Annotated in this window: 12 protein-coding genes; 8 read left to right on the top strand and 4 right to left on the bottom strand. The window is 35.8% G+C overall.

The window, feature by feature from the left end:
* Nucleotides 1-36: 36 nt before the first annotated feature.
* The 8 genes from R2Q66_RS13055 to R2Q66_RS13020 all read left to right on the top strand — a co-directional run bounded on the left by R2Q66_RS13055 (nucleotide 37) and on the right by R2Q66_RS13020 (nucleotide 11575).
* Entirely contained in the window at nucleotides 37-1008 is a 972-nt protein-coding gene (locus tag R2Q66_RS13055; protein WP_316749625.1) for a type IX secretion system membrane protein PorP/SprF, read from the top strand.
* 29 nt (nucleotides 1009-1037) lie between these two features.
* Nucleotides 1038-2999, top strand: coding sequence for an OmpA family protein (locus tag R2Q66_RS13050; RefSeq protein WP_316749623.1), 1962 nt, complete (start codon nucleotides 1038-1040; stop codon nucleotides 2997-2999).
* Between the two features lie 519 nt (nucleotides 3000-3518).
* Nucleotides 3519-4073, top strand: a complete 555-nt coding sequence (locus R2Q66_RS13045; RefSeq protein WP_316749620.1) for a hypothetical protein — start codon at nucleotides 3519-3521, stop codon at nucleotides 4071-4073.
* Entirely contained in the window at nucleotides 4066-4656 is a 591-nt protein-coding gene (locus R2Q66_RS13040; protein WP_316749618.1) for a hypothetical protein, read from the top strand. Before R2Q66_RS13045 ends, R2Q66_RS13040 begins: the two co-directional genes overlap by 8 nt.
* A 698-nt stretch (nucleotides 4657-5354) precedes the next feature.
* Entirely contained in the window at nucleotides 5355-8120 is a 2766-nt protein-coding gene (locus R2Q66_RS13035) for a hypothetical protein (RefSeq protein WP_182961268.1), read from the top strand.
* Between the two features lie 492 nt (nucleotides 8121-8612).
* Nucleotides 8613-9167: a hypothetical protein gene (locus tag R2Q66_RS13030; RefSeq protein WP_316749620.1), complete on the top strand. Its 555-nt coding sequence runs from the start codon at nucleotides 8613-8615 to the stop codon at nucleotides 9165-9167.
* Nucleotides 9160-9750, top strand: coding sequence for a hypothetical protein (locus R2Q66_RS13025; RefSeq protein ID WP_316749618.1), 591 nt, complete (start codon nucleotides 9160-9162; stop codon nucleotides 9748-9750). The genes R2Q66_RS13030 and R2Q66_RS13025 overlap by 8 nt, the downstream gene beginning before the upstream one ends.
* Nucleotides 9751-10534: 784 nt before the next feature.
* Nucleotides 10535-11575, top strand: coding sequence for a Fic family protein (locus tag R2Q66_RS13020; RefSeq protein ID WP_316749616.1), 1041 nt, complete (start codon nucleotides 10535-10537; stop codon nucleotides 11573-11575).
* 428 nt (nucleotides 11576-12003) lie between these two features.
* On the opposite strand, the gene R2Q66_RS13015 is transcribed toward R2Q66_RS13020, so the two are convergent.
* The 4 genes from R2Q66_RS13015 to R2Q66_RS13000 all read right to left on the bottom strand — a co-directional run bounded on the left by R2Q66_RS13015 (nucleotide 12004) and on the right by R2Q66_RS13000 (nucleotide 14632).
* The gene (locus tag R2Q66_RS13015; RefSeq protein ID WP_316749614.1) at nucleotides 12004-12375 is read right to left on the bottom strand and encodes a hypothetical protein; all 372 of its coding nucleotides are present in this window, start codon (nucleotides 12373-12375) and stop codon (nucleotides 12004-12006) included.
* A 140-nt stretch (nucleotides 12376-12515) separates the two neighbouring features.
* On the bottom strand, nucleotides 12516-12722 hold the full coding sequence (locus R2Q66_RS13010) for a hypothetical protein (RefSeq protein WP_316749612.1): 207 nt from the start codon (nucleotides 12720-12722) through the stop codon (nucleotides 12516-12518).
* On the bottom strand, nucleotides 12706-13395 hold the full coding sequence (locus R2Q66_RS13005) for a hypothetical protein (RefSeq protein WP_316749610.1): 690 nt from the start codon (nucleotides 13393-13395) through the stop codon (nucleotides 12706-12708). The genes R2Q66_RS13010 and R2Q66_RS13005 overlap by 17 nt, the downstream gene beginning before the upstream one ends.
* 127 nt (nucleotides 13396-13522) lie before the next feature.
* Nucleotides 13523-14632, bottom strand: a complete 1110-nt coding sequence (locus R2Q66_RS13000) for a PIN domain-containing protein (protein ID WP_316749609.1) — start codon at nucleotides 14630-14632, stop codon at nucleotides 13523-13525.
* Between the last annotated feature and the right edge of the window lie 118 nt (nucleotides 14633-14750).

Below are 14750 nucleotides of genomic sequence, written 5' to 3'. Positions count from 1 at the left end.
CATTGGTTTTCCGTTTTTATTCAAAAACATAACAACATGAAGAGATTACTCACCACATTAATCCTTGGATTATTACTCGTCTACAAACCGGCATCGGCACAACAAGACGCTCAATATAGCCAGTACCTATTTAACGGAATTTACATTAATCCAGCCTATGCGGGATATAAAGAAAACCTGAATCTGCATTCCTTTTACCGCAGTCAGTGGACAGGAATTAAAGGTGCACCAAAAAGTATGTCATTAGCCCTGGATGCTATTGCCAATGAAGGAAATGTTGGTCTCGCTCTACAAGTAGCCAGTGATCAACTAGGTGCCCAAAGCAATTTAACTGCCTACGGAAATTATGCTTACCGAATCCGGTTAAACGAAGATGGTTCCTCTCGTCTGGCTTTTGGTCTTGGTTTTGGCGTAATGCAACTCGGGATAGATGGTGCAAAATTAAACCCTAATGACCCTGAACCAGATCAACCTACCGGAATGGAAAGCGTAGTTCTTCCAGATGCAAGAGCAGGGGTTTATTATTCAACGAATAATTTCTTTGCAGGTTTTTCTGTTGACAACTTGATTTCTCAATATTTCGATGTTAAAGACCGCGCCTTTGTCCCTCAGCCAAAGCCACACTTTTACCTGACTGCCGGTACTTTAATCTCAGTATCTTCTGAGGTGAAGATTAAACCATCCATTCTATTGAAAGATGATGCTGCTGGTCCGACAAGTTTGGATCTCAATGCATTTGTTTTATTAAGCGAAAGACTATGGCTGGGAGGATCCTACCGTACTGGAGTTAAGCTTTATAATAAAGACCACATTCAGAAAAATCTGAGCACTCAGAATTCAGCAGTTGCAGCAGTAGAATTTTTTGCGACAGACAAACTCAGGATTGGTTATGCCTATGATTTTTCTGTCGGCGCTTTACAAGGTTATAGTAGCGGAAGTCATGAATTCTCAATTGGTATTTATTTCCTAAAACCAAAAGTTAGAATGGCCACCCCACGTTTCTTTTAATTCAAGAACAAATTTATTCCATCAAAAAAATGAAAAATATTTTATCTCAAATACTCATTTCCTGTTTCGTTATAATGGTTTGCAGTACCAGCCTAATGGGCCAAAATAAGATAAAGGCAGCAGATCAGCAGTTCGAGTTATTTAATTACATAAAAGCAATAGACTTATATGAGCAGGCCTACAAAACAAAAGAAAGTTTGCATGCGGCAGAACGTCTGGCAACAGCATACCGCCTGACCAACGAATATAAGCAAGCAGAAAGCTGGTATGCCATATTGGTAAAGATGCCGGAAAGCAAGTCAGAAAACATCTTGAACTATGCGAGGGTTTTACAGAATAATGCCAAGTATACTGAAGCAAAAAAACAATACCTCCAGTATTTCAGCAAGAATATGACCATCTCAAGCCAACAGCAAAACATTTGGCTAGCCTCTTGTGATTCTGCCTTAAAATGGATGAATCATCCGGAAAAAACAGAGGTGATGAATCAAAAAGCATGGAATAGTAAGCAATCAGACTGGGCTGCTGTTCCTTACCAAGGTGGTATTGTCTTCACCTCAGACAGAACTATTGCAGCTGTTAAACAAAATAACAGAAGACCCTTTTTAAGATTTGACGGAACGGTATGGCCGGACAAAGAAACTTATGGCTGGACAGGCAATAGCTACCTGAAGTTATACCACAAAACCGAGGGTACCGATAGCCTAAGATTATTTCCAATCCCATCAAGTACAAATTACCATATAGGATCTGCAAGTTTTACTGCAGACGGGAATACCGCATTTTTCACCTTAACACAACTTCCAAAAAGGGTGAAAAAAATAAAGAATCAACCTGCTACCATTCATGTAGAAATTTATAGCAGCAGCAAAGATGCAACAGGGGGCTGGACTAAGCCTACTCCTTTTATATACAATAAGGCCAATGCTTACTCTGTTGGAGACCCCTTTATTTCGCCAGATGGAAAAACCTTATATTTCAGTTCCGATATGCCCGGAGGTTTTGGAGGTAGCGACATTTATAGCAGTACAAAAACAGAGGATGGCAAATGGACCAGCCCGCTTAATATCAGTACCGTTAATACAGCAGGTAATGAGAGAAGCCCTGTGCTTAGTAATAATGGCGTATTTTTCTTCTCCAGTGATGGCCGCTTGGGCATGGGAGGACTGGATATCTACAAAGGCCGCATGACAGATTTTTCAGTAGACAGAATAGAAAATCTCAGGTATCCATTCAACTCTCCGCAAGACGATTTTGGTTTTAGCCTGGATCATGAAGGATCTCTTCTTTTTCTCTCTTCTAACCGTATTGAAGGTTTAGGGCAAGATGATATTTATAGCTTAAAGAACGTTCCAGTAATCCAATTAAAGTTGATTGGTAAAGTATTAGATAAGAAAAGTAATTTACCAATAGCCAATGCACTTGTTGCGTTAAGCAAAGTAGATGGTGGAATTTTGAAAGTAGAAACCGATGAGACGGGAAGCTTCAAATTTGATTTGAGCCAGGAATCCAATTATACCTTACTAGGTGTTAAAACCGGATTCCTTGCCGATAGCAAAGAATTGAATACCCTGGGGCTAACCAGTTCCACCGTTATTAAGAAAAACCTCTACCTTGAAGCTATCGAGCTAAATAAAGCAATACGCATCGACAATATCTATTATGATTTCGACAAATGGAATATCCGTCCCGATGCAGCATTAGAATTAAATAAACTAGTGAAAGTGTTAAAAGATAATCCGACGATATGGATAGAATTAGGCTCTCATACCGACAGTCGTGGTAAAGATGCTTACAACCTGAATCTATCTCAGAAACGAGCGGAATCTGCTGTACAATATATCATCTCCAGTGGCATTGATAAAAACAGAATTACTGCCCGTGGCTACGGTGAAACTCAATTAATCAACCATTGTTCCAATGGCGTAGAATGCAGCATTGAAGAACATCAGGAAAACAGAAGAACAGAATTTAAAATTGTAAAATATTAAATGAATTAACTTCTTTCTTTAAGGGATACCTACTTTAAATAGTTGGTATCCTTTTTTTTTATACCAACCATCAATAGGCATTACATTGATCCTTCTTTTAAGAAATCGCAGCCGATCAGAATGGCCAGAAAGCAAAAAAGCCTTAGATTTCTCTAAGGCTTTCCAATGTACCGTTTATCCGGATTACTTTGAACATTTAGATCGTTTTTTAAGGCTTATAGAACCTATTATTAATGATTTAAGTGTCAAAGGTTTTATTTAATTTGTCTTTATTCTAGTTGTTAATAGCGCAACTTTAGCGAAAAACAACCTTAACCGGACTGCCTTTGAACCAAAAATTTGGACGTAATGTGATTTATAGTTTTGGTTTAAGCGACTAGAAACTATCGTATTCGAACTATTTCAACAGCGACTTAATCATACATATTGTTTTAAATGATGACCAGATACGGTGTCAAACTGACAATCCAATTTTCGGATTCAATAAAGTTCGTAGATTAGCCTCATACATAAACCAAAATGATAATAGTTGAATTGACATTAACTTTTCTAGCAATAGGCTTTATTTTTCTTGCATATTGGATTCCAAAGAAAATGGGCTATTCAAAGTTTGGAAAATATGTTTCGATCATTTTGACATTATTGATCGTTATCATGACTACCCTATCGATGTTCGAAGACCAGCTATTTTCAAAAACTGACGCAGAAAAACTACTAACGGAACAGGGCATTCAACTACACGATAGCTTTAAAATTGAGGAAAATAAATCGATGTCTGCGATTGGTGACTATTACCATACGTTTACTTTGACGATCACAGTCAATGATAAAAAAAGATTTATAAATGAAATAAAAAGCTCCTTAAATTTTAATAATGAAAAACAAGTTGAAAACTATTTTGACAATAGAACCGACTATTATACCGGTCCAAAAAGAATAAAAAATTATGAAACAGAAGCGGAGTATGTTAGAGAACTTTTCGAACCACAGGGAGAAGAATATGCACCGACTTGGAGAAAAATAAAAATTGAAAAGAAAAACAATAAATTAACGTTCGAAGACATTGATGAATGAGAAGTCACGTTACCTTCTTCAAGCCTTAAATTGTTATAAACAGCCTTTACAGACAGCAATGCCGACAATAGAAATAGTTTCGATTAACTCAACAGCACTTCAGCTGAACCAAGAAAGCTTTAGTATTGCAATCATTGAAGAAGATAAGCTTATAAGTCATCGGGGACTTTTTTATGATTTACTTCAGCAGCAAAACGGAATAATTATTCATATTGGCAATCCTGAGTTTAAATACGACAAGAGTGGTGGATTTTTCGCTGGTGAATTAATTGATTGGGGTGTTGATTATCCAGGTGAACTTATTACCATACCGGTCAACAAGATCGGTGATCCAATTTTCAATAGTGACGCAAATCAGCAATTCAGTTTTAAGTTCTCAGATCAATACAAACCTGATATTGATAAGCTATTAAAGATAGCACTTGACAAATCGCCAATTAAGAAAGTCTGCTTTCTCACAGATTATCAATTTGGCCCTGAAAAAGAAACCATCGAAATTATTTATACCATTAACGACTTTTGGCAACAACATGATAACAATGGCTTGAGCTTAAATACACTATATGAAATGTATGGACGATAAGAATGTAGCATTTCCAACAAAACTTATGCTATGGAACTGGTATTGCAGCGTACTTATTTGTTTGGTTTCTGAAAAAGAACCGCATTCTTTATAAGTCAGATGGATCGAGACCTATTAGAGACAATGCATTGGTTAATGCTAATGATAGCTGAAAGCAAGTATAATGAGAAGGAGATGATGGTGAAGGCAATTGTCAACCTTATAAATATCAAAAATTAAAAAAGCCTTTAGATATCATCTAAAGGCTTCAAAAATATATTTTTTGATAATCTTTCCCATATGGGAAAGATTTCTGTACCGTCTCTCCGGATTACTTTGAACATTTAGATCGTTTTTTAAGGCTTATTGAGCCTATTATTAATGATTTAAGTGTCAAAGGTTTTATTTGAATTTGCCTTTGCTCTAGTTGTTAATAGCGCAAATAACCTTAAGCGGACTACCTTTGAACCGAAAATTTGGAAGTAAAGTAATTTGTAGTTTGGTTTACAATGCCCATGGGCTGTAATGAGTTCGAACCATCGACCAAAAGATTCTGAGTTCCTCTAACAAGCTGAGCTAACATGCATTTGAAGCGTACCAATGTAATTTTCATATTCAAAACCACATAAAAGTGTACCAAAATAGAACAGATCGGCAATTATAATGACCTATTACTATCTTTATGAAAGATCAATTCATGTTAACTTGACTCTCAAACTATGAAAACCAAAGCTCTTCACCTTATCATAAGTATTTTAGTTTGTGCCTTACTCAATCTTTTCAACATTGCCATGAGTTTCTCTCAGATGGCTCCCAAAGAAAATCTACATCAGATCATTACCAGGCTTAATACACAAAATGACAGTCTTTCCATCGAAAAGCTTTATCTGCAAACTGACAAACCAACTTATCTGGCGGGAGACACGTTGTGGTTCAAAGCTTATTTATTGAATGCGTCCTTTCTGACCTATTCAACTAAAAGCGGGGTACTTTATCTCGAACTTTCAAATGACAGCAACAAGTTGGTTCAACGAATTATGGTTCCTGTAATTAGCGGAATGGCATACGGTTATATGGGATTAGATCTGGACCTTAAGCAAGGGGGATATACGTTAACAGGATATACGAACTGGATGAGGAATTTCGGAGAGAGTTACCTATTTAAGAAACACTTTTATATTGGTAATGATGCCGGATCAAACTGGCTAATTAATTATAACGCAAATTTAATAAATGACGACAACAAGCAGAGAATTGAGTTGGGACTGAGGATCAATCAATTTGACAAATCTCCTGTGGGATTAAGAGAAATGCAGATGAGTGTTATGGATGCTAAAAGAACATGGTTTAAGGACAAAGTTGAAACAAGTTTGGACGGGACTTTAAAGTTAAAATTTGACTTGCCTAATAAGGTATCTGGAAAAAACATCACATTAGGCATACAGGATCTACGCAAGAGCCAAGGCAGTCGTAAATTGCTCATCCCACTTATATTTAACCGGCCAGAAAAGATTGATTTACAGTTTATGCCTGAGGGCGGAAAACTGGTCGTAGGTCAGAAAACTAATATTACATTTAAAGCTTTAAACGAAGATGGCTATGGAGTAGCTATATCAGGTAAAATTTATAACAGCAAGCAACAGGAAATTACTTCTTTTAAGACTGCGCATGCAGGAATGGGGATATTTAGCCTTGTACCTGAAAAGGCAGAAACTTATACTGCCAGAATACAATTACCTGACGGGAAATATCAGAGCTACCAACTTCCATTTGTTGAGCAAACAGGCATAACACTAAATGTCACGAATCGATTTAAAAGTGATTCCTGTGAAGTAACACTTACCCCTACAGCAGGTATAGCTTCAACCTATTACCTCTTTGGTATGGCTAGAAATATAGTTTGCTGGGCATCAGTAGCCGATTTTAGTAAAGGAGCAATTAAGTTTGTACTAAATAAAAAGTTTTTTCCGAGTGGTATAATTCGCCTTATTTTAATGGGCGAAGACAAGATGGGCCTAAATGAACGTATGTTTTACAATGACTTGGGTGATCATTTGAATATCCAATTGGAATCAAATAAAAGTGAGTACCAACAACGAGACAGTATTTCTTTAAATGTTAAAGTGAGTGACCATACAGGGAATCCCATACAGGGTAGTTTTTCACTTGCAGTAACAGATAACGGACAGGTTAAAATTGATAGTATTGCAGAACGCTCAATTTTAAGCCACATGTTATTGACTTCAGACCTAAAAGGCAATATAGAAGGTCCTGGCTATTATGACGATGCGGCAACAAATTCCGAAAAATGGCAGCATCTTGATTATTTGCTTTTGACACAGGGTTGGGTAGGTTACGACTGGCCCCAGGCGTTTAAATCTGCTGAGCCTTTTGTCTACTCCAATGAGGAAGAGTTTTCAATAAAAGGAAAAGTTACCAATGCTTTTAATAAACCAGTTGCAAAAGCTCCAATTGCATTATTTTCAAAAAAACCATTATTTATACTAGATACATTAACCGATGATAAAGGTAACTTCATTTTTAGAGGGATTAACCCAATTGACACCCCTGCTTTTTTTATCAGTGCTAAAAATAAGAAAGGAAAAAGCTTTAATGTTGGCATTGAGATGGAGGAATTTAAGGCTCCGGTTTTCTCACCAGTAACGGATAGGATCGTTCCATGGTTCGTAAATATTGACACTGGCACCAATTTAATAGTGAACAATCAGGTGACTTTAAAAAAAGAACAATTGCGCGTTACCGGAAGGAACATGCTTAAAGAGGTTGTTATTAATGCAAGAAAGGTCATTAAAGATTCGAAAAACTTAAATGGCCCTGGTGCTGCAGATGTCATTATTGATGAAGAACAATTACTAAAAGCAGGTAGAACTACTCTCGGTGAACTCCTGGAAAAGAGCATTAAGGGATTTAGGCCAAATGCGCCATTTAATTACAAGATACACACCATGTTAGTTCACTTGATTATCGATGGTATAAATACTGATTTTTTCATTCCGCCGGAAACATCACAATACCAGTATCTCAAAGATATTTTTGAGTATTATGATGCTGAAGAAATCAAAGGGGTTGAAGTGATGACAAGTACCAGATATCAAATGAGGTATTCAACTTATTACCTTCATCCGCTAGATAAACCATGGGACCATGCCTTTATTGAAGTAACTACCCGCGGTGGAAAAGGCCCCTTCCTGAAAAAGAGTATTGGTACTTATCTATATAAACCGATGCCTTTTATCGTTCCAAAAGAGTTTTATAGTCCAAAATACACTTCAAGTAGTATCGCCGACAAGTCGGATATACGTTCAACTATATATTGGAAGCCAAATATCATTACGGATAAAAATGGCAAAGCAACAGTTAACTTCTATGCTGCAGATAACCCTGGAATATATACGGTGATCATTGAGGGAGCTGATTTAGAGGGATACCTGGGCGTTAAGAGAAAGCAGATCATCGTTAAATGATGAATAGCTGGTAATGATGCCATCATGCAGAATAAAAAAAACATCCCGTAAGTCTTGAACGGTGGTCATAAGTGTTTAATTAGCATTGCTAAATATAGCGCCTATTTTTTAATAATCTTTCCCATATGGGAAAAATATCTGTACCGTTTATCCGGATTACTTTGAACATTTAGATCGTTTTTTAAGGCTTATAGAACCTATTATTAATGATTTAAGTGTCAAAGGTTTTATTTAATTTGTCTTTATTCTAGTTGTTAATAGCGCAACTTTAGCGAAAAACAACCTTAACCGGACTGCCTTTGAACCAAAAATTTGGACGTAATGTGATTTATAGTTTTGGTTTAAGCGACTAGAAACTATCGTATTCGAACTATTTCAACAGCGACTTAATCATACATATTGTTTTAAATGATGACCAGATACGGTGTCAAACTGACAATCCAATTTTCGGATTCAATAAAGTTCGTAGATTAGCCTCATACATAAACCAAAATGATAATAGTTGAATTGACATTAACTTTTCTAGCAATAGGCTTTATTTTTCTTGCATATTGGATTCCAAAGAAAATGGGCTATTCAAAGTTTGGAAAATATGTTTCGATCATTTTGACATTATTGATCGTTATCATGACTACCCTATCGATGTTCGAAGACCAGCTATTTTCAAAAACTGACGCAGAAAAACTACTAACGGAACAGGGCATTCAACTACACGATAGCTTTAAAATTGAGGAAAATAAATCGATGTCTGCGATTGGTGACTATTACCATACGTTTACTTTGACGATCACAGTCAATGATAAAAAAAGATTTATAAATGAAATAAAAAGCTCCTTAAATTTTAATAATGAAAAACAAGTTGAAAACTATTTTGACAATAGAACCGACTATTATACCGGTCCAAAAAGAATAAAAAATTATGAAACAGAAGCGGAGTATGTTAGAGAACTTTTCGAACCACAGGGAGAAGAATATGCACCGACTTGGAGAAAAATAAAAATTGAAAAGAAAAACAATAAATTAACGTTCGAAGACATTGATGAATGAGAAGTCACGTTACCTTCTTCAAGCCTTAAATTGTTATAAACAGCCTTTACAGACAGCAATGCCGACAATAGAAATAGTTTCGATTAACTCAACAGCACTTCAGCTGAACCAAGAAAGCTTTAGTATTGCAATCATTGAAGAAGATAAGCTTATAAGTCATCGGGGACTTTTTTATGATTTACTTCAGCAGCAAAACGGAATAATTATTCATATTGGCAATCCTGAGTTTAAATACGACAAGAGTGGTGGATTTTTCGCTGGTGAATTAATTGATTGGGGTGTTGATTATCCAGGTGAACTTATTACCATACCGGTCAACAAGATCGGTGATCCAATTTTCAATAGTGACGCAAATCAGCAATTCAGTTTTAAGTTCTCAGATCAATACAAACCTGATATTGATAAGCTATTAAAGATAGCACTTGACAAATCGCCAATTAAGAAAGTCTGCTTTCTCACAGATTATCAATTTGGCCCTGAAAAAGAAACCATCGAAATTATTTATACCATTAACGACTTTTGGCAACAACATGATAACAATGGCTTGAGCTTAAATACACTATATGAAATGTATGGACGATAAGAATGTAGCATTTCCAACAAAACTTATGCTATGGAACTGGTATTGCAGCGTACTTATTTGTTTGGTTTCTGAAAAAGAACCGCATTCTTTATAAGTCAGATGGATCGAGACCTATTAGAGACAATGCATTGGTTAATGCTAATGATAGCTGAAAGCAAGTATAATGAGAAGGAGATGATGGTGAAGGCAATTGTCAACCTTATAAATATCAAAAATTAAAAAAGCCTTTAGATATCATCTAAAGGCTTCAAAAATATATTTTTTGATAATCTTTCCCATATGGGAAAGATTTCTGTACCGTTACTCCGGATTACTTTGAACATTTAGATCGTTTTTTAAGGCTTATAGAGCCTATTATTGAAGATTTGAAAGTAAAGGGGTTCATAAAATGAATGAAAAATTAGTAGCCAAGCATTAATAAACTTTTAATGTAATACCCTTAGTGCTCTACTTTTGAACCGAAAATTTGGTTAGTAATATAATTTTGGTTTTAACTTGAGAAGTAAGCTATAGAATTGCTACAATACATTTCCGAGAAAAGAACTGGAGAAAAAAGCAATGTGCAAAAAATGCATATTGCTAATCCAGATAAACATTTTAATTTGCGGCTCATGTTGATATTATTTACAGCTCATTTTTCGCCTATATTGAGCCGCATTTCTTACTAAAATGAGCTTCATTTTCTATGACTACAATGTTGTAGCTCATCACAATCTCATTTGTAGCTCATTTATAATTAAAAATGAGCTACATTTGCACAAACAGTGAGCTACATTTAAATATTATGCAAGGAAAAAATGCTACTCTGATCCTTAATTACTTAAAGGATCATCCATTAAGTTCATCCAAAACAATCCATAATGCGCTGAGCGAAAAGGTTGCCTATGCAACGGTAAAACGCATTTTATCGAACCTTTCCGCTCAAGGCTTCGTTGTTTCTGAAGGAAAGTCTAAGGCTACAAAATACGCTGTAAGTGCCTCTTATGAATTACTCCAACCCCTTAATGTTGAAGAATATTTTAAGCAAGAGGTAGATGAACGTCAGATCAAGGATAGCTTTAACCTGGAGCTGATTACAGAAGTGCTGAGGAATGTTAAGCTTTTCAACGATGATGAAGATCATCATCTAAAAGGACTTCATCGCCAATTCAGGGAAAATATTGCGACATTAACTCCAGCTACCTATAGTAAAGAACTAGAACGACTAGCCATTGATCTAAGTTGGAAATCATCACAAATCGAGGGAAATACCTATTCGCTTCTGGAAACAGAACGCCTGCTGAAGGAACAGGAAACTGCTGAAGGTAAACCGAAAGATGATGCGACTATGTTGCTGAATCATAAGGAAGCGATCAATTTTATTGTAGCACATCCTGACTATGTTGTACCTTTAACCATTAGGAGTATAGAGGATATACATAGTCTGTTGATCAAAGATCTGGGTGTGGACAGAAACATCCGCCAGAGACGTGTAGGTATCTCCGGAACCAATTATAAGCCCTTAGATAATGAGCATCAGATACGTGATGCCCTCAATGATATGTGCACGCTGATTAACGAGAAAGAAAACATCTTTGAAAAAGCGTTACTGGCTTTAGTGCTGCTATCTTATATACAGGCTTTTAATGACGGTAATAAACGTACTGCCCGGATAGTCAGCAATGCTTTATTGATCGCTCATGAACATTGCCCCTTGTCATTTAGAACAGTAGATTCAATCGAATACAAAAAGGCAATGCTGATATTTTATGAGCAAAATAACATTAATCCTTTTAAGGAAATTTTCAAGAATCAATTTGAATTTGCTGTTAAAACCTATTTTTAGTGATTTTTTAGAGATCGGAACAGTATTCGAAGCAGCTGTTGCAAAAAATGCAACAGTTAAAAAACTAAAAAAGCCTTTAGATGATATCTAAAGGCTTTTAATTTTTGATAATCTTTCCCATATGGGAAAGATTTCTGTACCGTTTCTACGAATTACTTTGAACATTTAGATCGTTTTTTAAGGCTTATAGAGCCTATTATTAATGATTTAAGTGCCAAAGGTTTTATTTGAATTTGCCTTTGCTCTAGTTGTTAATTAGTGTAAATCTCGTGAAAAACTACCTTAACCGGATTATTATTGAACCAAAAATTTGGAGTAGAATTAATTTGTAGTTTTGGTTTAAGTTACCTGATCCTAAAACAGCGAACTATACCAATGGTCAAATCTGCTTCTATGCCGCCTTTTTCATCATCGTTCTTTAACTTAACCTATTTTCTTATTCCCATTTCTAGATATGCATGCAATTCACAGTAGACTATCCTTTGAAGTGATATTTCTCCACAACCCGCCCAAATGCATTTCTTTATTGAATTTCCTCTCGTTTTGAGCAATAGGCCAATTTCTAAATTTCTTGAATCAAAATTAACCCAATCATTTAGGCTTTCCATTCGCACAAGAAACTGTACTTGATATTTATCTGCCTTTTCTAATCTCCAGTAAGTTTTATCAATTTTGTACTGGTAAAGTTCATAAAATCCGCTTTGATCAATAAGGGCAAAATCAATAGCTATTTTATCCGAAACTTCTTTGTCCAGATAATATATATATTCACTAAATACTTTCATATCCTCTTTCACCATAATTTTTAATATTTACTCTTATTAATCAGTTGCTTTAACTTTAGGGACTTACTAGATTTAGGCTTTATCTCTTCAGGCTCCAAATGTTTTTCTATCATAGAATTCATTTTCCAACCTGATGTAAATGAAGGTTCAAATAATTAGCCTTCATCAAGAGAGCTAACATCATACACAACATCAACGGGTACTCGTCCAACAACTTCATAGAATCCTGCATAATTTTTAAAATAAAGATCGGGCATATACCGGGTAAATTTCTGCTTTATCATCCCAACTACCAAAGTTGCAGCTTCTGTATCTTTTACTTCATATATGGGAAGCGAAGAACCATTATCCGAAATTACCATAGAGGCGTACATTATCAATATCTTCCTGACAAAAGGTAATTGTTCCTTCTAATAGGCATTCCCAAACCCTGCTATCATCATAGGGTTTTCCAGCCCAATAATTTTCGATATACTTCTGGAGCGGTTGTTTGTAATAGGCATTAAACCATCTGAAATCCGCCTGATGATACCCCATTGGTATAACTTCGACACGAACTCTGCAAATCAAAATTCCTTTTGTTTCATTTAACATTGAGCGGATGTTGTTTGCACCACGGTCATCATCTTCACATATAAACAGGCATGTTAGCCTACTCGGCAACTGGCGCTTTGGGTCTAATTCACGGCGGTGGCTTTCGAAGGCCAACTCAGCATCCGCTACTTTTAAAATATGTTTTTGATACTGTTCTGTTACATTCCTGCCAAATTTAACCAGATGTTGCCCTCTTCTAATTATATCAGCTTCTATCAACGCCCCTGATCTTGGGTTAACAAGTCCTTTGAAAATCTCACCCGGTTTATTTTTCAGTTCGTCCAGTGGTAAGGTATAATAATCACTTCTAGGTCCGTGTAGATAGATAGAGGTGGTCATTAAAGAATGTAACTGACCACTTGAAAAAATATTTTCGCATTTTAACCTGTCATTTAAATAAATTGCATGCAAGTACTCGGTTTGTGTAATTTTACTTATCATATAGAGCAAATATAACTCACAAAAAAAATTATATAAAGGCTAAAACAGAGAATATAATTTTTCTCTGGTAAAATTATACCTATCTTTTTAATTACCGTACTGAGAAATTTAATACAGTTCAAAACTATCATTCCTGTTCCGGCCATTCCCGAGCAACGCAGTAATCACCATCCTCATCTTGGTAAATAATTATACCACAGTCGCACTCAAATTCAAGATCTCCGTAGTGATAATTAACCGCCCCGCATTCACATCGGACATGAAATGCATTGCAATGTTGGCAAGATCCAAATTCTAACAAAATTCTGTTTTTGCTATTGGCTGCTTCAATATCTGCTTCGGTGATCTTAAAATCATCTGGCAGATCTAATTGCAACTGATCTGGATTAAAATGATGATCTTCAGTATTTTCAATTTTAACCTCAATGGCCGGATCATAAACAACAATGTTAGTTCCCAATTCCTCTCCCTTACAATTAGCAATACAATGACTAATGGTATCCATGTAGTCATTGTAAGCATCAATTTGTGCAATTAACTCCTGGCTTAAATTGAGTGCTTTACCAATATTAAGTTCAAAAGTAATTCCCGAGGATTGGAAATAAGGTTGAAGATCAGGATGGACCTCCTTACTTCCTTTGCTGGCGCAATAATCATCGGAATTATTCGATACAAAAATAGTATCTCCGGTATCATCATATTGATCATTCCTAAAAAAATCAGCAGCCGATAACAAGATCAACGCATCGCCTACGCTGTTATTTTTCTTATGAAAAGGAGCCTTCTTATCTTCTGCCAGCTTTCCGGCTTCAATGTAAAATTCCGGTTTGATGGGAATGGTCTCTGCTTTATTAAATAGTAAGTCTTCAACTTTTTGAATATGAGTTTCATTAAGGTCAATTTCTTTCTTTACACTTGCTTCCAGCTCTTTAAAAACCTCATCTACTTTTTTCTTTCCCTCTTCTGAAAGCTCTTTCTTTATCCCCTTAAAAAAGTCGGCCTTACCTTGAAGTGTGGTTTCCATTTTCTTGATGTGGTTTTCGGCCACGTCACGGTTTCTCTTAAATTCTTTAATGATCACATCATTTACAAATAAGCGAACTACGCCACGTTCCACTAAGGAAATAAGTTCAGCCAATAATTTAAAATGTAAGCCGCTCTGGTGCTTGTTGGTCTCCTGATCATAACCATTACAGAGATAAAGCCAGGAATTGGTGTCGAGAACTATATTAATCATCCTAATAATTTAAACAGCGTTGCCAAACAAAAAACCGGGAATTTGTCAGATGACAAGCCCCGGTTTTAAATTAACGCTCTCAAAAACTAAGATATGTATAATTTGCAAAAGTCATTAA

Origin of the sequence: Pedobacter gandavensis, assembly GCF_032677645.1 — a bacterium.
Taxonomy (GTDB): domain Bacteria; phylum Bacteroidota; class Bacteroidia; order Sphingobacteriales; family Sphingobacteriaceae; genus Pedobacter; species Pedobacter gandavensis_A.
The sequence above is the reverse complement of the archived record's forward strand: the minus strand, read 5'-3'. Positions and strand labels throughout refer to the sequence as shown.

Excerpts from the sequence above, each read along its gene's own strand:
- R2Q66_RS13055 (WP_316749625.1), top strand. The coding sequence starts at position 37 with ATGAAGAGATTACTCACCACATTAATCCTTGGATTATTACTCGTCTAC.
- R2Q66_RS13050 (WP_316749623.1), top strand. The coding sequence starts at position 1,038 with ATGAAAAATATTTTATCTCAAATACTCATTTCCTGTTTCGTTATAATG.
- R2Q66_RS13045 (WP_316749620.1), top strand. The coding sequence starts at position 3,519 with ATGATAATAGTTGAATTGACATTAACTTTTCTAGCAATAGGCTTTATT.
- R2Q66_RS13040 (WP_316749618.1), top strand. The coding sequence starts at position 4,066 with ATGAATGAGAAGTCACGTTACCTTCTTCAAGCCTTAAATTGTTATAAA.
- R2Q66_RS13035 (WP_182961268.1), top strand. The coding sequence starts at position 5,355 with ATGAAAACCAAAGCTCTTCACCTTATCATAAGTATTTTAGTTTGTGCC.
- R2Q66_RS13030 (WP_316749620.1), top strand. The coding sequence starts at position 8,613 with ATGATAATAGTTGAATTGACATTAACTTTTCTAGCAATAGGCTTTATT.
- R2Q66_RS13025 (WP_316749618.1), top strand. The coding sequence starts at position 9,160 with ATGAATGAGAAGTCACGTTACCTTCTTCAAGCCTTAAATTGTTATAAA.
- R2Q66_RS13020 (WP_316749616.1), top strand. The coding sequence starts at position 10,535 with ATGCAAGGAAAAAATGCTACTCTGATCCTTAATTACTTAAAGGATCAT.
- R2Q66_RS13015 (WP_316749614.1), bottom strand. The coding sequence starts at position 12,375 with ATGGTGAAAGAGGATATGAAAGTATTTAGTGAATATATATATTATCTG.
- R2Q66_RS13010 (WP_316749612.1), bottom strand. The coding sequence starts at position 12,722 with ATGGTAATTTCGGATAATGGTTCTTCGCTTCCCATATATGAAGTAAAA.
- R2Q66_RS13005 (WP_316749610.1), bottom strand. The coding sequence starts at position 13,395 with ATGATAAGTAAAATTACACAAACCGAGTACTTGCATGCAATTTATTTA.
- R2Q66_RS13000 (WP_316749609.1), bottom strand. The coding sequence starts at position 14,632 with ATGATTAATATAGTTCTCGACACCAATTCCTGGCTTTATCTCTGTAAT.